This window comes from Bradyrhizobium sp. GW821-FHT12B03 (assembly GCF_058807535.1).
The window spans coordinates 193,707-210,388 of sequence record NZ_JBXAQU010000008.1 but is presented as its reverse complement, the minus strand read 5'-3'; the positions used below and the strand labels follow the sequence as shown (position 1 = coordinate 210,388).

Sequence of the window (16,682 nt, the reverse complement as noted above, 5' to 3'; positions counted from 1 at the left end):
GCGCCGCATCGTCAGTTCTTCGGCAGGCCGGCGACGGCGCGCGCAGGACCCGTCAGCTCGAGAATATGCAGACCGGTGTTGGCGCGATCGACGACGTAGATGTAGCCACGATCATCCGTCTCCACATTGTTGGTCTGGATCGCGACCTTGCAGCGTTCGCCGCCTTCGATCGGGATGCAGCGCTTGTCGGTCGCGCTCGTGATCGACGGAATGAAATAGCCGACCTCCTTCGGGTGATAGGGATCGCGGATGTCGAGCGCGCGCACGCCGGCATTGAAGAAGGCGATGAAGACCATCTTCTTGTAATAGACCGGCGCCATGCTCTCGTTCGATGAATGGGAGCCGAAGCGGCCGCCGCGCTGGCAGAACTGTCCGCTCGCCTCCGGCACGGTATAGCTCGAGATCATCATCGGCCGCGTCTCGGTGGTGACGTCGGCGAACCACACCATCTGCCGCGCCTCGCCGCATTCGTTGAGGATCGCCTCGTCCACGATCATCACGATGTCGCGGGTCTTGCCGTCCTTGTCCTCGGCGAACTCGGCAACGGGCATGTCGAGCATCGGAAACGTCGTGTGTGCGCCGTTGAAGGCGGACATCGGCATCCGCGCAATCTCGGGATAGCGCAGATTGTCCGGCGTCGGCTCCTTCGGTCCGTTCAACAGCTTGTCGCGATCGACGATCTGCAAGATGCCGCCCTTGTTGGTGCCGTAGCCGAAATAGACGCGGTTGCCATTGGGCCCGGTCGAGATCGGCCCGTGCAGCTCGGTCGGCACCGCGCCGGTGGCACCCGGCTCCTGACCGGGCAGGCCGAAGTCGCGGATCTTCTGCGGATGCGCGGGATCGGAGAGATCATAGACCTGCGTCATCCGCCGCGTGCGCCAGTCCGGCGCGCCCGAGACGAGAAAGGCGATGCCGGTGTCGCATTCCCACCAGCTCTTGTGCGTGTCCTTCAGCCCGGCGATGCGCGTGATCAGCGCGGGGCTGGCGGGATCGGCGACATTCCAGATCTCATGCGCCTCGCTGCCGAAGGTGCGCAGCATGTAGACCGCGTTCGGATCGCCCTTCGGCAACGACTTGCCGTCGCAGACCCGCACCATCTGCGCGCCGCCGGATTCGTACTTGCCTTCCTGCCCGGGCAGGTGCCGCAGATATTTGGGACGCGCGGGATCGGTGACGTCGACGATCGAGGTTCCGTTCGGCTCGGCCTGCCCCGTCATCGGATTGACGGGAGCGGGCACATCGTCGGTGCCGCCATGATGGCCGATATAGGCGATCCAGCGGTCGCCCTGGTGATGGATGGTCGGCTGATACGCGCTGCGCGCCTGGAGGTCGCTGGTGCCGAGCAGCTTCATGTTGGAGGCTTCCGGCGGCGCGCCGATCGTCTGCTTCTGCGCGAGTGCCGTGGTACCGCAAGCAAGAAGGACGAGGCCTGCGACAGTCAAGACGCAACGGAACATGAATGTCCTCCCGGAACCAATCTGCGTTGGCTGAGCTTCGAGGCTAGCACAGCCGTTTGCGAGCGCCAAAAACACCATCTTGACATGCAACCATTTGGTTGCATATTATCGTCACCATGGATGAGGTCTTCAAAGCGCTCGCCGACGCGTCACGACGATCGCTGCTCGACAGGCTTCACGCCAGGAACGGCCAGACGCTGAACGAACTCTGTGAAGGCCTTGCGATGACGCGCCAGGCCGTGACCAAGCACCTTGTCATTCTCGAGGAGGCCAACCTGGTCACGACGATCAGGCATGGCCGCGAGAAGCTGCATTACCTCAATCCGGTGCCGATCCATCAGATCGGCGAACGCTGGATCAGGAAGTTCGAGCGCAGCAAGCTCGCCGCGCTCGGCGAGTTGAAACGCCAGTTGGAGAAGCGCGATGAGTAAGCCAGAGTTCGTCTACGTGACCTACATCGAGACCACGCCGGAGAAGCTGTGGGAGGCACTGACCAGCAGTGCGTTCACGCGTCAATACTGGTTCGATACCGAAGTCAGGTCCGATTGGAAGGTCGGCTCGCCCTTCGCCCTCGTGATGAGCGGAAAGATCACGGACACCGGTGAAATCCTCGAGGCTGACCGGCCTCGGCGGCTCTCCTACACGTTCAAGCACGAGTTGATGGAGGAGATGCGGAACGAACCGGCGACGAAAGTCGTCTTCACCATTGTGCCCTACGGCAATCTCGTGAAGTTGACGGTGACGCACGAAGGCTTCACCGGCGGCAGCAAGCTGCTCGACGGCATCTCCAAGGGATGGCCCGCGATCCTGTCCGGGCTCAAGAGCCTGCTGGAGACCGGCAAGGCGCCCACGATCCCGCCCGCTGCGCTCGGCATCGAAGGATTTGAGTGATGAACCTCGACCAGTTCAAGCCGCTGACCGTCTACACCATCTACATCGCCTCCACGCCGGAGAAGGTGTGGGAAGCGCTGACTTCGGCGGAGTTCAGCAAGCAGTACTTCTTCGGCAACGCGGTCGAGGTCGAGCCGCGGCTCGGCGGCGCGTTCGTCGTGCGCACCCCTGATGGCGCCCTGCACATCAGCGGCGAGGTGCTGGCATACGATCCGCCGCGAAAGCTCTCGGTCACCTTCAACGTCAACTGGCCCGATCTGATCGAGAAGCTCGGCCCGACGCTCGTCACCTACGAGATCGAACAGGTCGGCGACGCGGTTCGGCTCACCATGAGCGAAGGCCATGATCGGCCGCTGAGCGACGACATCCTTGCCGGTGGACGGCAGGGTTGGCCCGCGATCCTGTCCAGCCTCAAGAGCGTGCTCGAGACCGGCAGGCCGCTGGTGGTGAAGATGGGCCCGCCACAGCGGATGCTGGATGCGCTGAAGATGATGGGGGTCAAGACGCCGTAGCGGCCGGAATCTGCGCCCTGATCACTTCTTCTTCGCTGGCGGCGGCTGAATCTCGTCGATCTTGCGACGGCAATCCCCTTCCGAATCGTGCGGACCCGAGACAAAGGTCCCGCTGACCTTGATCGCGTACCAGCCTGACTCGACGCCGAGCCGGAGCGCCTCGTCTGTCTTGACGTGCCGTGGCGAGAGAGCTTGTATCGGTTGAGGTTGCATCAGGTGCTTTCGGTTGGCGTTCGATCTCATATCGAGCCGCGGTGGAATCTGTCAGGCAGCGGTGGACGAGCCTGCCGCGTCCACCTGCTCGCGGGAACGAGCCATAGGCGCAACGGTCGCCATTGCGACCTCGCGATGAGCTGGCTCCGCCAGTGCCAGAGATGAGCCATTTCAGGTCGCGTATCGTCGTGGCGCCGCGTGTGCGCAGAGACGACCGCTCTTTCTGACATTGGCGCACCGTGCGCGCAATCTCGGCAATTAGCTATCGTTTTCTCGTCCGCCCCACACTTTAAAAGGGCCAAATGCCGCTCTCGATCGAATAAGGCCGACGAAGCCTTGTGATCGACCGCTTCGTAGCCATGTTGAGAGCTTCGCCAAGGGAAAGTCTTTCGTATGAAGCTCCGCGTCGGGTTCGAGATGCTGTACGAGTTCCCGCAGCCGACGCCGATGATCATGGTGTTGGGCACGCACTTCACGCGCGCCTCCGATGTCATCGTGCCCGACCTGCTGACCACCAGCCCCTCGGTGCCGATCAGTCCCTACCGCGACCTCTTCGGCAATTGGTGCAGCCGCATCGTGGCGCCGGCCGGCGCCTTCCGCCTTGCCGGCGACGGCGTCGTTCGCGACAGCGGTCTGCCCGACCCGGCGTTTCCCAACGCGTTTCAGCACACCGTCGAAGCACTGCCGACCGACACGCTCGTCTATCTGCTCGGCAGTCGCTACTGCGAGACCGATCGCCTGTCGGATATCGCATGGAAGTTGTTCGAGCGGACGCCGCCCGGCTGGGCGCGGGTCCAGGCCATCTGCGATTTCGTTCATCGCCACATCACGTTCGGCTATGAGCACGCGCGTGCGACCAAGACGGCCCGGGAAGCTTACGACGAAGGCAAGGGCGTGTGCCGCGACTATGCCCATCTCGCCATCACATTCTGCCGCTGCATGAACATCCCGGCGCGTTACTGCACCGGCTACCTCAGCGACATCGGCACGCCGCAGCCGTGGGCTGCGGGCGATTTCGCAGGCTGGTTCGAGGCCTTCATCGGTGGAAGCTGGCACATGTTCGACCCGCGCAACAACACGCCGCGGATCGGCCGCGTGCTGATCGCGCAGGGACGCGATGCAGCGGACGTCCCGATCACCCAGACTTTCGGTCCGAATAAACTACTCAATTTCAAGGTATGGACCGACGAGGTTGCGTGATGACGGACAGCACCGCAACGCTCAGCGCCGATGAATTTGTGTCATTGGCCGAAATCGGCAAGGGCAAGACGCAAGGCGACATTCCGCAAGCGCACGGCGAACGCCTGACCAATTTGGGTTATGCGATCAGGCGGCTCGGCGAACTCGAACTGACCTCATCCGGCGCGCGCCGCCTGGCAGCAGGTCAGTAGCGCGCCGCCATAGCGTCCGGCGGCGCCGTTACGCCACCGGCACTACCAGCCGCCGATAGAGATGCCATGTCGCGTGCCCGAGCACCGGCAGCGTCACGACCAGCCCGAGAAAATACGGCAGCGCCGAGACGATCAGCAGCATCACGATCACGGCCGCCCAAGCGATCATCGGCAGCGGGCTGGTCACCACCGCACGCACGCTCGTCACCATCGCGGTGACGAAATCGACCTCGCGGTCGAGCAGCAGCGGAAACGACACCACGGTCAGCGAGAACAGGATCAGCGACAGCACGGCGCCGACTGCGTTGCCGATGGCGAGGAACAGCAGGCCCTCATTGGTGGTCAGCACCACCGTCATGAACTCCTGGAGGCTCGAGAACGAGGCATGCAGGCCAAGCAGCAACGCGATCAGGAGTCGCACCTGGTACATCCAGACCACGAACACGAACAGCGTGACGAACGCCATCCAGCCGATCTCGCTGCGCGCGCGGATCGCCGACCAGATCACGCCGAACGAGACGGGCTCGACGCGCTCGCGGCGGCGGCTGACTTCGTAGAGACCGATCGCGACGAACGGACCAATCAGCGCGAAGCCCGCGGCCAGGGGATAGACCAGATAGACCATGCCGAAGGCGGTGACGCACAGCATGATGGCGATGCCGCCGGCCGCATAGAGCGCGCCGAAGCAGAGCCCGTAAAGCGGCAGTGCCTGGAAATCGCGCAAGCCCTCGACCAGCGCCTCGGCGATGTCAGCCGCCACCACGGGACGCACCACCGGATCGATCTTGCCCGAAATGGACATCAGCTTCCTCCTCGTTTGCCGGCGCGATCTTCGTCGCACGCGTCCTCGATACTAGCGCCCTCCGCCGCCACGCGCACGAGCAAGTTGTTCACTGGATGACGGTATCATGGGAGCGCCGCGGCGCCCCTTGATGCGCACCACTTCAGAATCTTTCCCCATCGAGGGCTTTTCGGCACGATGCCTATGGACTGAACGGAGGCCGGTGCCGCAAATTGTACCTTCGAACCAGCACACGCGATGACCAGAGCGGACCATTCGACCGATGAGCTTGCGTACCCGGCTACTGATACTCGTCATCGCGGCCATGCTAGTGCCGGCGAGCCTCGTTGGCCTGCGTTTCGTGCAGAATCGCAGCAGCGAGATCAACGCGTCTCTCGCCAATCTGGCTGCGACGGCTGACGACATTGCAAGCGATCTGGACGAGAAGATCCAGGGCACCGCCCAGCTGCATTACGGTCTGTCCCGTGCGCGCGACCTCGACACCCGCGACAAGGCGGCGTGCTCGGCGTTTCTGTCGGAAGTGCGCGAGGAATACCCGCAGTTCACCGGGATTTTGACCATCGATCCCGACGGCAGCCTGTTCTGCGATTCGCTGCGGACCAACCGCACGCTAGACCTCCGGGATCGCGCCTATTTCAAGCAGGCCCTGGTTTCGCGCGGCGTCGCGCTCGAGCCGGTGTTCGGCCGGCTGACCGGACTATCGGTGCTCCAGATCGCCTATCCGGTGCGATCGGAGACAGGCGCGCTGAAGCTGATCCTGCTCGCGTCGTTCAACCTGCGCAAATTCGCGGAGTTTCACGACAAGCGACTGCTTGCCGAGAAAGAGATCCTGCTCGTCGACAGCAAGGGAACGGTTCTGGTCACCCCTTCCGGAGGAGGCTGGACCGAGCCGGTCGGCACGTCGATCGCGGGATCCGAACTGTTGCGCTTCGCTGCAACGCCCGACCAGAAGGCGTTTCAGGAGGTGACTGATCGCGACGGCCGGACGCATGTCTGGGCTGTTGCCGCCGGCTCGCATTCGACCCGTGCTGCCGGCCTCTACATCCTGGTCGGACGGTCCAAGGATGGACTTGTCGCAGCGGGGAATCGCCGGCTTTACGAGGACATGGCGATCCTCGCGGTGGCCTTGCTGCTGCTGCTGGCGGGTGTCTGGATCCTTGCCACCGTCAGCGTCGGGCGCCAGGTCGGGCGGCTCGCCACGATGGCGAAGAAGCTCGGGCTCGGTGACCTCAGCGCGCGAATTGCGCCGCCCCATCCGCGCGGCGAGCTCGGCGGGCTGATGACCGTGCTCAATGACACCGCCGAGTCGCTCCAGCAGCAACGCGCCGCCATCGCGGATCTCAACCAGAAGCTCAGCCAATCCCAGAAGATGGAAGCCATGGGCCAGCTCACCGGCGGCGTGGCGCACGATTTCAACAATCTGCTGACCGTCATTCTCGGCAATGCGGAGCATCTGGCCGACAGTCTGGCGGGGAACAAGGAATTGCACCGGATCGCCGGCGACATCGCGACCGCCGCCGAGCGCGGCTCCGACCTGACGCGGAGCCTGCTCGCCTTCGCGCGCAAGCAGCCGCTCCGACCGAGAGACCTCGACATCGCCGGGAAAATTCGCGACATGGAGCCGTTGCTGCGCCGAACCCTGGGCGGGCACATCGAGTGCAGCTTCGCGCTCGATCCGGATCTGTGGCTGACCAGCGTCGATCCCGGCCAACTGACAACTGCCCTGCTCAACCTCGTGCTGAACGCGCGCGACGCTCTGCCTGATGGCGGCAAGCTGACGGTTGAGGCGCGCAACATTTCGCTCGGCGACTCCGATCTGGACGTCAACGGCGAGCCGCGGCCGGGCGACTATGTCATGGTGGCCGTAACCGACACCGGCAGCGGCATGACCGCCGAAGTGGCAAGCCGCGCGTTCGAGCCGTTCTTCACCACCAAGGAGGTCGGCAAGGGGACCGGGCTCGGGCTGAGCATGGTCTACGGGTTCGTGCGACAGTCCGGCGGCCTGGTGCAGATGCAGTCCGAACCGGGTCGCGGCAGCGTCGTCAGGCTGTTCTTTCCCCGCCTTGCAACGCCGCCAGCCGAGCAGCCATTACCCCCGGAGCGGACCACGGCACCCGATGGCAGCGAAACCATTCTCGTCGTCGAGGACGACGACATGGTGCGCGCCTATGTCGAGAACGAGCTGAAGGCGCTCGGCTACAACGTCATCACGCGGTCGAACGGTCCCGCGGCGCTGGACTTGCTGCGTCAGGAAGGGCACATCGACCTGCTGTTCACCGACGTCGTGATGCCCGGCGGCATGTTCGGGCCGGAGCTTGCCAGGCAAGCCACCCAGCTGCGGCCCGAGCTCAAGGTGCTCTTCACCTCAGGCTACACCCAAAATCCCGTCAAGATGCCCGACGGGGTCGCCGACGCCCGCATTCTCACCAAGCCGTTCCGGCGGAAGGATCTTGCCGCGATGCTGCGGTCCGCCCTGTCGGCGCCGTCGCGATAGTCAGGAAGCAGACGCGAGCAGAACCGCGACGCCGAGATTGGCCGCAAACAGAGCCGCGTCGATGACGAAGATCCTGAGCATCGGGCCCTTCAACACGGGCCAGTAGGCAACCCCGACGCGCCCGCCGCGCATCAGGACCGGAAGGTTGTAGGCGAACTGGCTGAAGTGGCAGGCGGCAAAGAACAGGAACAGCACGAGCTGCGCGTGGACCGGCTGGAAGAAGAGCGGACGCGCCACCAGAAGATAGAACGACAACAGCCCGATCGGCAGGTTGATCCCGCCCAGGAACGCCACGCTGGCCGCCAGGGTCGGCGCGATCGGATTGCCGCGCTCTTCCCGCGGCAGCAATATCTTCAGCGTGTTGGCTTGCGCGATGCTGAACTGGATGAAGGCGCCGACGAACCAGAGCGTATTGAGGAGCAGGACGAAATCCGAAAGATGCATCGCTATTTTCCGTAAAAGGCTTCGCTGCGCACCACGCGGCCGGCAGCGTCGAAATCCATGAACTCGCTGGCGCGCGTGTCGCCCAGCTGCCACCACACCGTCAGTCGCGCGATCGCCTCGTCCCAGCTCCAGTTCAGGATCTTCGGGTCGGCACTTTCGATGTGACCATAGGCTTTCCGCCAATAGGCGCGGATGTTCTCGGCCCCGGTGACGACGGGGGAATCGGTCAGCGTCAGCGCCAGAGGACTGCGCATCTGCGCATCGTCGGCGAAATGCGCGACGACCGCGTCGATATCGACCCTGCGCCAACTCGCGCACCATGCCGCGACGAATAGTTCGGCAGCCGCACGATTCATTTCCCCTGCGCTCGTGTCTTGAGCGCTCACGGCTTCCATCCGCGCATGACGCGACCCTCCCCTGGCTCGTTGCCGGGAAAGTGGCAAAGCACGCGCCTCATGTCAACTATATTGACTTTAAGATCGTCAGTTGTTGTCGGCGATCGCCGCCATGACGGTGGTCCATGCCGCCGCGCCGGACGGTCCGACCCGATCGAACGCTGCGCGCAAGACCTTGCGCTCGCGGTCCGACGCCTTCTGCTCGATCCGCCGCCCGGCCTCCGTCAGGCGCAGCAGCTTGGAGCGATGCTGCTGCGGCGCCCGCTTCGACGTCAGGAGCTTGCGCTCCAGCAGCAGGTTGAGCGGCCGGTTCAGGGCCTGCTTGGAAATGCCGAGAACCTCGATGAGCGACCCGATCGCGATGTCGGGGCGGCGCGCCACCACGTAGAGGATACGGTGGTGCGGACGCGACAGGCCCTGCTTCGCAAGAAAATCGTCGGCCTCCAGCGTCATCCCGCGCCAGCCGTAATACATGAGCTCGAGCGCGGCATCGAGATCGTGCAACTTGTCGAGTGAGGCGCGGTGAAGCCCCGCGGCTTGAGACGTCTTTGCCATTTTGAGAAGCTAACCCTTTGCCCGCAGCTCGCGCCGCAGCACCTTGCCGGTCGCCGTCATCGGCAGCGTCTCGGCGAACTCCACGAAGCGTGGATATTCGTGCGCGGCGAGCTGCACCTTGACGAACTCCTGGATTTCGCGCGCGAGCGTGTCGCTGCCGGTAAAGCCCGGACGCAGCACGATCCATGCCTTGATCGACTCGGTGCGGATCGGATCGGGGATGCCGACCACCGCGGTCATCGCCACCGACGGATGCTTCATCAGCGTGTGCTCGATCTCGGACGGGCCGACGCGATAGCCGGCGGTGGTGATGACGTCGTCCTCGCGGCTGACATACCAGAAATAGCCGTCCTCATCCTGCACGCCGAGATCGCCGGTGAGCAGGAACGCACCGGCATATTTCTTCGCCGTCGCCTCGGGATTGCGCCAGTATTCGAGCATGGTGACGGGGCATGGCTGGCGCACGCCGATGATGCCGCGTTGCCCGCGCGGCAGCTCTTCGCCTTTGTCATTGATGATGCGAACGTCGAAGCCCGGCGTCGCCTTGCCCATCGCGCCGGGCCGGATCGGAAACAGGTTGGAATTGCTGCCGATCACGAGATTGCACTCGGTCTGGCCGAACACCTCGTGCGCGTCGATGCCGAAGGTCTCGCGCACCCAGCCCAGCAGCTCGCCGCCGAGCGATTCTCCGCCGGTGAAAATGCTGCGCAGCTTGACGCCGGAATGTTTCACGCCGGCCTGCCGCATCAGCTTCAGCGCCGTCGGCGGCAGGAAGACGTTGCGGACGCCGAGATCGGCCATCATCTGCATCGCCGCCTGCGGCTCGAATTTTCGCGCGCGATGGCCGACCAGCGGGATGCCGTGGTACCAGAATGCGAGCAGGCCGTTGACGAGCCCCCCGATCCACGCCCAGTCCGCCGGCGTCCACATGAGATCGCCGGGGCGCGGCAGGAAGTTGTGACACATCTCGACGTTCGGCAGATGGCCGAGCACCACGCGATGCGCATGCAGCGCACCTTTCGGATTGCCCGTGGTCCCTGACGTGTAGATGATCAAAGCGGGATCGTCGGCGGACGTATCGACCCGCGTGAAGTCGGGCGACGCCGCCTTCGCCGCATCCCAGAACGATTTCGTGCCCGCAGGCGCGCGCTCGCCGACGATGTAGATGTTCTTCAGGTCCGGCAGGCGGTCGCGGATCTTCGCGAGTTTCTCCCAGCCGCCTTCGTCGGTGACGATGGCCTTGGCTTGCGAGTTCGACAGGCGGAATTCCAATGCGTCCTCGCCGAACAGCGCGAACAGCGGGATCGAGATCATGCCCGAGCGGAACGCCGCCATGTGCGCGATCGGCAATTCCAGCGATTGCGACAAAAACACCGCGACGCGGTCGCCGCGGCCGAGCCCATCGGCCTTCAGCACATTGGCGAAGCGGCGCGACATCTCGGCGACCTCGTCGAAGGAGGTGCGCGTGGTGGCGCCGTTCTCGTCGACATAGATCAGCGCGAGGCGGCCGGTGCCGTCGGCATGGCGGTCGCAGCACGCCTCCGCCATATTGAAGCGCGCCGGGACGTCCCAGCGGAAGTTGCGAGTGAGCTCGTCATAGGTCTTGGCTTCGGTGAGCATGGTCGTTTCCCGGCAGCATCGTCATGGCCGGGCTTGACCCGGCCATCCACGTCTTCTTGCTTCGCAGTGTAAAGACGTGGATGCCCGGGACAAGCCCGGGCATGACGGAGAGTGTGTTTCACCGCACCGTCGCAAAGAACTTCCTGACATCGCGCACGAACAGCTCTGGCTGCTCGAAGGCAGCGAAATGGCCGCCCTTCTCCATCTCGCTCCAATGCGTGATGTTGGAAAAGTTCGGCTCCATCCAGCGCCGCACCGGCGTGATGATCTCCTTCGGGAACACCGCGACGCCCGTGGGCACGCTGACCTTCGGGGTGGTGCGTCGCTTGCCAAAGCTTTCCCAATAAAGCCGCGCCGACGAGGTCGCCGTCTCCGTCGCCCAATAGAGCATGACGTTGTCGAGCAGTTCGTCCCTCTCGAAGATGTTTTCGGGATGACCGTTGCAATCGGTCCAGGCCCAGAATTTTTCCAGGATCCAGGCAGCCTGCCCGCTCGGCGAATCCGTTAGGCCATAGCCCAGCGTCTGCGGCCGCGTCGATTGCTGCTTGGAATAGCCGGAGTCGAGATCGACATAATGCTTGAGGCCGGCGAGCGCGCGCTTCTCCTCCGCCGTCGGCTCGCCCTCGAGCTTCGGCGCCGCGTTGAAGGCAAGCGTGATATGGATGCCGGCGCAATGTTCGGCATCCTGCGCGCCGAGCGAGGTCGTCACCGCCGAGCCCCAGTCGCCGCCCTGCGCGCCGTAGCGCGCGTAGCCGAGCCGATCCATCAGCTTGGCCCATGTCGCTGCGATGCGGTCGACGCCCCAGCCGGTGGTCTTGGGCTTGGCCGAGAAGCCGAAGCCCGGCAGCGAGGGACAGACGACATGAAAGGCATCCGCGGGATTGCCGCCATGCGCGGCGGGATCGACCAGCGGGGCGATCACCTTCTGGAATTCCACGATCGAGCCGGGCCAGCCGTGGGTGATGATCAGCGGCAGTGCGGACGGCTCCTTCGAGCGTACATGCAGGAAATGGATATCCAGCCCGTCGATCTCGGTGGTGAACTGCGCGAAGCGGTTGAGCTTTGCCTCGCGGGCGCGCCAGTCGTAGCCATCAGCCCAGTAGGTGCAGATCTCCTTGATCCACTTCAGCGGCGCACCCTGGCTCCAGTCGTCGACCAGTTCGGCCTCCGGCCAGCGCGTGCAGGCGAGGCGCGACTTGAGATCGGCGAGGATGTCGTCGCTGATGGCGATGCGGAACGGTTTGATGGCGGTCATCGGTTGGCTCCCGATCTTTCTGTCGGGAGAGTAGACCGGATGCGCGCCGCATCAAAGGCGCCCGTCCGCCCCCTTCAGGGAAGAACAGCACTAGCCCGTCAGCGCAGCCTTCACCAAACCGCTGGCCTTGCCGAAATCCATCTGGCCGGCGTACTTCGCGCGCAACACGGTGATCACCTTGCCCATGTCCTTCATGCCGGCAGCGCCGGTTTCAGCGATGGCGTCCGAGATCGCCTTCTTGACCTCGTCGTCCGACATCTGCTTCGGCAGATAAGCCGAGATCACCGCGATCTCCTCGCGCTCCTGCTGGGCGAGTTCGGCGCGGCCGCCCTTGTCGTAGAGCTCGACCGCCTCCTGGCGCTGCTTGATCATCTTCTGAAGCACCGCGAGCAGATCGGCGTCCGACAGCGGCGGCTTGCCGTTGCCGCGGGCGTCGATGTCGGCGTTCTTGATGGTCGAGTTGACCATGCGCAGCGTGGACAGCTTGCGCTCGTTCTTGGCCTTCATGGCCTCCTTGACCGCATTGTTGATGTCGTCGCGCAGCATGGTCGCCTCACTTGGAAACTGTCCGGAAAGACTCGTGGTCTACAACAAGATCTGGGCTCAATATAGGTGCTTGCATGAAGGCCGGAAAGCATCTCGCCATGTTCGCGGTCTGCCTTGTGGTGCTCTGGGCAAGCCGTTTCGGCCCCTATGCCTGCGGCACGCTTCCAGGCTTCACGGGCGAAACCAGCTCGTCATGGCTCGCCATCGCCATGAACGGCCTCTTTCTGATCCTTCTGCTGTACCTGCCAGTCTACGACTTCATTTCGCTGCTGACGTACAAGCTCGGCTGGGAGACGAGGGTCGATCCGCTCGTGGTCTACGAGGGTGAGCACTCGACGAATCCGGTCTCGGTGAAGGTCCGGCGCCTCCTTTACGTGGTCGATCTTGCCATGGCGGGCTTCTTCCTCCTGCCGCTGTGGACCAAGGCCGCTTATTGCGGATGAGCGCCTAGCTCGCGAGCCATTCGGCGAGCGCCCGCGCTGTGGCTTCCGGCTGTTCCGGTTGCGGCAGATGCCCGCAATTCGCCAACACAACGAGCTTCGCGCCGGCAATGCCGTCCGCCATCTCCTTCGAGAAGGCGTTGGAAATGGTGTTGTCCTGATCGCCGGTCAGCACCAGTGTCGGGCATTTGATCGTCGCCAGCGTCGGCCGCGAGTCGACCCGCGCAATGATCGCTGTCTGCTGCCGCAGATAGCCTTCGACGCCGACGTCATCGCCCTGCTCGTGCACGAGCCGGCGAATGTCGGCATCGTCGCGGCGCGAGGGATGCACGAGTTCCGGAAACATCTCCTCACGCGCGGCACGCAACTCGCCGCGCTTCGCCCGCTCCATCAGGCCGCGGCGGCGCTGGGTCGCCTCCGGCGTATCGGGCCGGGCCTGGGTGTTGATCAGCGCAAGCTTGGCCACCCGCTCAGGGGCCTGGCGCATGATCTCAAGGGCGATATAGCCGCCCATGGAATGGCCGGCGAGGGCAAAGCGCGGCGGCGCCTCGCTCAGCACCCGGGCCGCGATCGCCGCCATGCTGTCATCGCGGATATGGTTGGCGACCATCACCGGGCCGAACCGCCATAGCGCCGGGATCACCGGCGCATAGATCCGGGCCGAGGAGGCCAGCCCCGGAACCAGCAGAAGCGGCGTGGTCTGGTCCATTATTGCCACGTAAGCCCCAAGAATTGCCGGAAATTGTGCAGCCGAGCTTAAGTGGCCGGGATGGGCTGTCAAATATGCAAAAACGCATGTGAATCCACCCTCTCCCGCTTTGACGGCGGCGTCCGCGGGGACTATGAAACGCGCTCATGACACAACATGACAACGATCCCGCCTGGCCGGACCATAAACCGACCGCGCTCCTCGTGCTCGCCGATGGCACGGTGCTCGAAGGCTTCGGTCTCGGCGCCGAAGGCCACGCCGTCGGCGAAGTCTGCTTCAACACCGCGATGACCGGCTACGAGGAGATCCTCACCGATCCCTCCTATGCCGGCCAGCTCATCACCTTCACCTTCCCGCATATCGGCAATGTCGGTACCAACGAGGAAGACATCGAGACCGTGAACATGGCCGCGACGCCAGGCGCGCGCGGCGTGATCCTGCGCACCGCCATCACCGATCCCTCGAACTACCGCGCCACCAAGCATCTCGACGCCTGGCTCAGGGCCCGCGGCATCATCGGCCTCTCCGGCATCGACACCCGCGCGCTGACCGCGCTGATCCGCAGCAAGGGCATGCCCAACGCCGTGATCGCGCATGCCAAGAACGGCGAGTTCGACCTGCATGGTCTCAAGGAAGAAGCGCGCGAATGGCCGGGCCTCGAGGGCATGGACCTCGTGCCGCTGGTCACCTCCGGCCAGCGCTTCACCTGGGACGAAACGCCCTGGCTCTGGGACAAGGGCTTTGGCCGGCAAGACAACACCGAATTCAACGTCGTCGCCATCGACTACGGCATCAAGCGCAACATCTTGCGCCTGCTCGCCGGCGTCGGCTGCAAGGTGACGGTGGTGCCGGCGACAACCTCGTCCGCAGACATCCTGGCGATGAAGCCGGACGGAGTGTTCCTGTCGAACGGTCCGGGCGATCCCGCTGCAACCGGCAAATATGCCGTGCCGGTCATCCAGGACGTCATCAAGTCGGGCACGCCGACTTTCGGGATCTGTCTTGGCCACCAGATGCTCGGCCTCGCGGTCGGCGCCAAGACGAAGAAGATGCATCAGGGCCATCACGGCGCCAATCATCCCGTCAAGGACGAGACGACCGGCAAGGTCGAGATCACCTCGATGAACCACGGTTTTGCCGTGGACGAGAAGACGCTGCCGAAGGGGGCGACGCAGACCCACATTTCCTTGTTTGATGGGTCCAACTGCGGCATCCAGCTCGACGGCAGGCCGGTGTTCTCGGTGCAGTACCACCCCGAGGCCTCGCCGGGCCCGCGCGACTCGCACTATCTGTTCCAGCGCTTTGCCGACCTGATGCGGCAGAAGAAGAGCGCGTAAGCGGCAAGATCACCCGGCGGATCAATCCGCCGGGGCCCGCCGTCACGGACGCATGAACATGAAGTCCGTGTCGGGATCGCAGTTCTCGGCGATGAAGCGCAACTCCGCCTGGATGTCGGCGACCGACCTCGTCTCCAGATATTTCGAGATTACGAGACCAAGCAGCGCGCGGCAGACCGCTTCGTGCCCGAGGCCTACCGTCCCCGCCTCGTCGAGGGCCGCCGCAAAATGGCGCTGCGCAACATCGGATGCGTACATGGCGTCCCCTTCTTTCGCATCGATTTGCGTGCCCTTGAATGGCCGCCCGCGCCTTGATCTCCGTCAAGCCGGCATGTGGACTTGCGTCAGGAACAAGCGCGTCCGCGCCGTCTTGATTCTGCGTCAACTGCTACTCGGAGCCCAGCCATGTCCGTCGTCCGCGACAATGCCGAGCCGCTCGCCATCGTGTTCGAGGATGACGGGCTCGTGCCGAACAACATTCTCCCCTTCCTGGTCTACCAGGGGGCGGTGAAGCTCGCCCCGGAGCATCCGGAGGAGACGATCGAAAACCTGTTCGAGGCGAACGGCTGGGGCGGCAGGTGGCGCAACGGCGTCTACGACTATCTGCACTATCACGCGACGGTGCATGAAGTGCTCGGCGTTGCGCGCGGCAGTGCGCGAGTCCGTTTCGGTGGCGATCACGGCCAGGAGCTTCAAATCAGGGCAGGCGACGTCGCGATCCTGCCGGCTGGCACCGGGCATCAGTGCATCGAGGCGAGCGGTGATTTCTGTGTGATCGGCGCCTATCCGCCGGGATCGAAGATGGAGATCACGCGGGCAACGCCGGAGAACCACGCCAAGGCGCTGAAGACGATTCCGAAAGTCGCGCTGCCGCCGGCCGATCCTGTGACGGGCAAGAATGGGGCGATGATGCGGTTGTGGCGGTAGTCACAAGCGCGGTGCCGTAGGGTGGGCAAAGCGAAGCGTGCCCACCAATCGATTTGAACTATGTGGATAGATTAGTGGGCACGGCGCGCGAAGGGCGCGCCTTTGCCCACCCTACCGCACTGTGCCTAAGCCTCGTTGGCGCCTTCCTGCCGTGTCGCTTCAAACAGGAACCAGGTGCGGCGCTCGGTTTCGTCGATGAAGTTTTCGAGGATGCTGGCGCTGGCGACGTCGCCGGCGTCGTCGCAAACCTCGTGCGCCTTGCGCATCGCGCTCGCGACATGCTTGTTGTCCTGCATCAACTCGCGCAGCATCTCGCGTGGCGGGACGTAGTCCTCGTCGTTGTCCTTGATGGTCTGGAGCTTTGCGACCTGGCCGATCGACTTCAGCGTCGCTCCGCCGATCTTGCGGACGCGCTCGGCGAGCTGGTCGGTGGTCGCGAAAATCTGGTCGGACTGCTCGTCCAGCAGCAAATGGTAGTCCCGAAAATGCCGGCCGCTGATGTGCCAGTGGAAATTCTTGGTCTTCAGGTACAGCGCGAACGCATCGGCCAGAAGCACGTTGAGCACCTCGGAAACCTTGTTGACCGCCTGGGGTGCCAGATCTGTGGGGGTGTCGAGGTCGGGCGAGACCTTGTTGGGGGCTTTGCTCACGATAAACCTTCCTGTTAGGACGCGGACATTGACGGCGCGCCGTC

At 64.1% G+C, this 16,682-nt stretch carries 20 protein-coding genes; 9 read left to right on the top strand and 11 right to left on the bottom strand.

What is annotated here, in order from left to right; all coding sequences use genetic code 11:
- Window positions 1–11: 11 nt before the first annotated feature.
- The gene (locus AC1RUR_RS18080) at window positions 12–1,457 is read right to left on the bottom strand and encodes an LVIVD repeat-containing protein (protein WP_492846338.1); all 1,446 of its coding nucleotides are present in this window, start codon (window positions 1,455–1,457) and stop codon (window positions 12–14) included.
- A 116-nt stretch (window positions 1,458–1,573) separates the two neighbouring features.
- Here AC1RUR_RS18080 and AC1RUR_RS18075 point away from each other — a divergent pair, with 116 nt between their 5' ends.
- The 5 genes from AC1RUR_RS18075 to AC1RUR_RS18055 all read left to right on the top strand — a co-directional run bounded on the left by AC1RUR_RS18075 (window position 1,574) and on the right by AC1RUR_RS18055 (window position 4,464).
- The gene (locus AC1RUR_RS18075) at window positions 1,574–1,888 is read left to right on the top strand and encodes an ArsR/SmtB family transcription factor (RefSeq protein ID WP_492846336.1); all 315 of its coding nucleotides are present in this window, start codon (window positions 1,574–1,576) and stop codon (window positions 1,886–1,888) included.
- Window positions 1,881–2,348 (top strand): SRPBCC family protein, encoded by a 468-nt coding sequence (locus AC1RUR_RS18070; RefSeq protein ID WP_492846334.1) that lies wholly within the window; start codon window positions 1,881–1,883, stop codon window positions 2,346–2,348. Before AC1RUR_RS18075 ends, AC1RUR_RS18070 begins: the two co-directional genes overlap by 8 nt.
- Window positions 2,348–2,860, top strand: a complete 513-nt coding sequence (locus tag AC1RUR_RS18065) for an SRPBCC family protein (RefSeq protein WP_492846332.1) — start codon at window positions 2,348–2,350, stop codon at window positions 2,858–2,860. Before AC1RUR_RS18070 ends, AC1RUR_RS18065 begins: the two co-directional genes overlap by 1 nt.
- 606 nt (window positions 2,861–3,466) lie before the next feature.
- Window positions 3,467–4,273 carry a transglutaminase-like domain-containing protein gene (locus AC1RUR_RS18060; RefSeq protein WP_492846331.1) on the top strand — a complete coding sequence of 269 codons (807 nt, stop codon included), beginning with the start codon at window positions 3,467–3,469 and terminating at the stop codon, window positions 4,271–4,273.
- The gene (locus AC1RUR_RS18055; protein ID WP_492846329.1) at window positions 4,273–4,464 is read left to right on the top strand and encodes a hypothetical protein; all 192 of its coding nucleotides are present in this window, start codon (window positions 4,273–4,275) and stop codon (window positions 4,462–4,464) included. Before AC1RUR_RS18060 ends, AC1RUR_RS18055 begins: the two co-directional genes overlap by 1 nt.
- 28 nt (window positions 4,465–4,492) lie before the next feature.
- Here the strand turns inward: AC1RUR_RS18055 and AC1RUR_RS18050 are convergent, their stop codons facing one another.
- Window positions 4,493–5,266 (bottom strand): DUF2189 domain-containing protein, encoded by a 774-nt coding sequence (locus AC1RUR_RS18050; protein WP_492846327.1) that lies wholly within the window; start codon window positions 5,264–5,266, stop codon window positions 4,493–4,495.
- A 262-nt stretch (window positions 5,267–5,528) separates the two neighbouring features.
- Here AC1RUR_RS18050 and AC1RUR_RS18045 point away from each other — a divergent pair, with 262 nt between their 5' ends.
- A complete protein-coding gene (locus tag AC1RUR_RS18045) occupies window positions 5,529–7,760 on the top strand; it encodes an ATP-binding protein (protein WP_492846325.1) in 2,232 nt (743 codons plus the stop codon).
- Here the strand turns inward: AC1RUR_RS18045 and AC1RUR_RS18040 are convergent, their stop codons facing one another.
- The 6 genes from AC1RUR_RS18040 to AC1RUR_RS18015 form a co-directional block, all read right to left on the bottom strand.
- Window positions 7,761–8,204 carry a hypothetical protein gene (locus tag AC1RUR_RS18040; RefSeq protein ID WP_492846323.1) on the bottom strand — a complete coding sequence of 148 codons (444 nt, stop codon included), beginning with the start codon at window positions 8,202–8,204 and terminating at the stop codon, window positions 7,761–7,763. It lies immediately after the preceding gene.
- A 2-nt stretch (window positions 8,205–8,206) separates the two neighbouring features.
- Window positions 8,207–8,560, bottom strand: a complete 354-nt coding sequence (locus AC1RUR_RS18035) for a nuclear transport factor 2 family protein (RefSeq protein ID WP_492846321.1) — start codon at window positions 8,558–8,560, stop codon at window positions 8,207–8,209.
- A gap of 126 nt (window positions 8,561–8,686) precedes the next feature.
- On the bottom strand, window positions 8,687–9,154 hold the full coding sequence (locus AC1RUR_RS18030; protein ID WP_492846319.1) for a MarR family winged helix-turn-helix transcriptional regulator: 468 nt from the start codon (window positions 9,152–9,154) through the stop codon (window positions 8,687–8,689).
- Between the two features lie 9 nt (window positions 9,155–9,163).
- On the bottom strand, window positions 9,164–10,774 hold the full coding sequence (locus AC1RUR_RS18025) for an acyl-CoA synthetase (protein WP_492846317.1): 1,611 nt from the start codon (window positions 10,772–10,774) through the stop codon (window positions 9,164–9,166).
- 118 nt (window positions 10,775–10,892) lie between these two features.
- On the bottom strand, window positions 10,893–12,029 hold the full coding sequence (locus tag AC1RUR_RS18020) for an epoxide hydrolase family protein (protein ID WP_492846315.1): 1,137 nt from the start codon (window positions 12,027–12,029) through the stop codon (window positions 10,893–10,895).
- Window positions 12,030–12,119: 90 nt separating this feature from the next.
- Window positions 12,120–12,575 (bottom strand): GatB/YqeY domain-containing protein, encoded by a 456-nt coding sequence (locus AC1RUR_RS18015; protein WP_492846313.1) that lies wholly within the window; start codon window positions 12,573–12,575, stop codon window positions 12,120–12,122.
- 74 nt (window positions 12,576–12,649) lie between these two features.
- On the opposite strand from AC1RUR_RS18015, the gene AC1RUR_RS18010 reads away from it, so the two are divergent.
- Window positions 12,650–13,018, top strand: coding sequence for a hypothetical protein (locus AC1RUR_RS18010; protein ID WP_492846311.1), 369 nt, complete (start codon window positions 12,650–12,652; stop codon window positions 13,016–13,018).
- Window positions 13,019–13,022: 4 nt separating this feature from the next.
- Here AC1RUR_RS18010 and AC1RUR_RS18005 read toward each other — a convergent pair whose 3' ends face one another.
- A complete protein-coding gene (locus AC1RUR_RS18005; protein ID WP_492846309.1) occupies window positions 13,023–13,724 on the bottom strand; it encodes an alpha/beta fold hydrolase in 702 nt (233 codons plus the stop codon).
- Window positions 13,725–13,870: 146 nt separating this feature from the next.
- Here AC1RUR_RS18005 and carA point away from each other — a divergent pair, with 146 nt between their 5' ends.
- A complete protein-coding gene (gene carA / locus AC1RUR_RS18000) occupies window positions 13,871–15,061 on the top strand; it encodes a glutamine-hydrolyzing carbamoyl-phosphate synthase small subunit (protein WP_492846308.1) in 1,191 nt (396 codons plus the stop codon).
- 42 nt (window positions 15,062–15,103) lie between these two features.
- On the opposite strand, the gene AC1RUR_RS17995 is transcribed toward carA, so the two are convergent.
- Entirely contained in the window at window positions 15,104–15,319 is a 216-nt protein-coding gene (locus tag AC1RUR_RS17995; protein ID WP_492846306.1) for a hypothetical protein, read from the bottom strand.
- A 147-nt stretch (window positions 15,320–15,466) separates the two neighbouring features.
- Here AC1RUR_RS17995 and AC1RUR_RS17990 point away from each other — a divergent pair, with 147 nt between their 5' ends.
- Entirely contained in the window at window positions 15,467–15,988 is a 522-nt protein-coding gene (locus tag AC1RUR_RS17990) for a hypothetical protein (RefSeq protein WP_492846304.1), read from the top strand.
- 125 nt (window positions 15,989–16,113) lie between these two features.
- Here the strand turns inward: AC1RUR_RS17990 and AC1RUR_RS17985 are convergent, their stop codons facing one another.
- Window positions 16,114–16,638 (bottom strand): Dps family protein, encoded by a 525-nt coding sequence (locus AC1RUR_RS17985; protein WP_492846303.1) that lies wholly within the window; start codon window positions 16,636–16,638, stop codon window positions 16,114–16,116.
- Window positions 16,639–16,682: the final 44 nt, after the last annotated feature.

Bases quoted from the DNA above. Each gene is read 5' to 3' on its own strand.
- AC1RUR_RS18035 (WP_492846321.1), bottom strand. From the start codon at position 8,560: ATGAATCGTGCGGCTGCCGAACTATTCGTCGCGGCATGGTGCGCGAGT.
- AC1RUR_RS18055 (WP_492846329.1), top strand. From the start codon at position 4,273: ATGACGGACAGCACCGCAACGCTCAGCGCCGATGAATTTGTGTCATTG.
- AC1RUR_RS17995 (WP_492846306.1), bottom strand. From the start codon at position 15,319: ATGTACGCATCCGATGTTGCGCAGCGCCATTTTGCGGCGGCCCTCGAC.
- carA (WP_492846308.1), top strand. From the start codon at position 13,871: ATGACACAACATGACAACGATCCCGCCTGGCCGGACCATAAACCGACC.
- AC1RUR_RS18005 (WP_492846309.1), bottom strand. From the start codon at position 13,724: ATGGACCAGACCACGCCGCTTCTGCTGGTTCCGGGGCTGGCCTCCTCG.
- AC1RUR_RS17990 (WP_492846304.1), top strand. From the start codon at position 15,467: ATGTCCGTCGTCCGCGACAATGCCGAGCCGCTCGCCATCGTGTTCGAG.
- AC1RUR_RS18015 (WP_492846313.1), bottom strand. From the start codon at position 12,575: ATGCTGCGCGACGACATCAACAATGCGGTCAAGGAGGCCATGAAGGCC.
- AC1RUR_RS18030 (WP_492846319.1), bottom strand. From the start codon at position 9,154: ATGGCAAAGACGTCTCAAGCCGCGGGGCTTCACCGCGCCTCACTCGAC.
- AC1RUR_RS18020 (WP_492846315.1), bottom strand. From the start codon at position 12,029: ATGACCGCCATCAAACCGTTCCGCATCGCCATCAGCGACGACATCCTC.
- AC1RUR_RS18045 (WP_492846325.1), top strand. From the start codon at position 5,529: ATGAGCTTGCGTACCCGGCTACTGATACTCGTCATCGCGGCCATGCTA.
- AC1RUR_RS18065 (WP_492846332.1), top strand. From the start codon at position 2,348: ATGAACCTCGACCAGTTCAAGCCGCTGACCGTCTACACCATCTACATC.
- AC1RUR_RS18025 (WP_492846317.1), bottom strand. From the start codon at position 10,774: ATGCTCACCGAAGCCAAGACCTATGACGAGCTCACTCGCAACTTCCGC.
- AC1RUR_RS18080 (WP_492846338.1), bottom strand. From the start codon at position 1,457: ATGTTCCGTTGCGTCTTGACTGTCGCAGGCCTCGTCCTTCTTGCTTGC.
- AC1RUR_RS18040 (WP_492846323.1), bottom strand. From the start codon at position 8,204: ATGCATCTTTCGGATTTCGTCCTGCTCCTCAATACGCTCTGGTTCGTC.
- AC1RUR_RS18010 (WP_492846311.1), top strand. From the start codon at position 12,650: ATGAAGGCCGGAAAGCATCTCGCCATGTTCGCGGTCTGCCTTGTGGTG.
- AC1RUR_RS18060 (WP_492846331.1), top strand. From the start codon at position 3,467: ATGAAGCTCCGCGTCGGGTTCGAGATGCTGTACGAGTTCCCGCAGCCG.
- AC1RUR_RS18070 (WP_492846334.1), top strand. From the start codon at position 1,881: ATGAGTAAGCCAGAGTTCGTCTACGTGACCTACATCGAGACCACGCCG.
- AC1RUR_RS18050 (WP_492846327.1), bottom strand. From the start codon at position 5,266: ATGTCCATTTCGGGCAAGATCGATCCGGTGGTGCGTCCCGTGGTGGCG.
- AC1RUR_RS18075 (WP_492846336.1), top strand. From the start codon at position 1,574: ATGGATGAGGTCTTCAAAGCGCTCGCCGACGCGTCACGACGATCGCTG.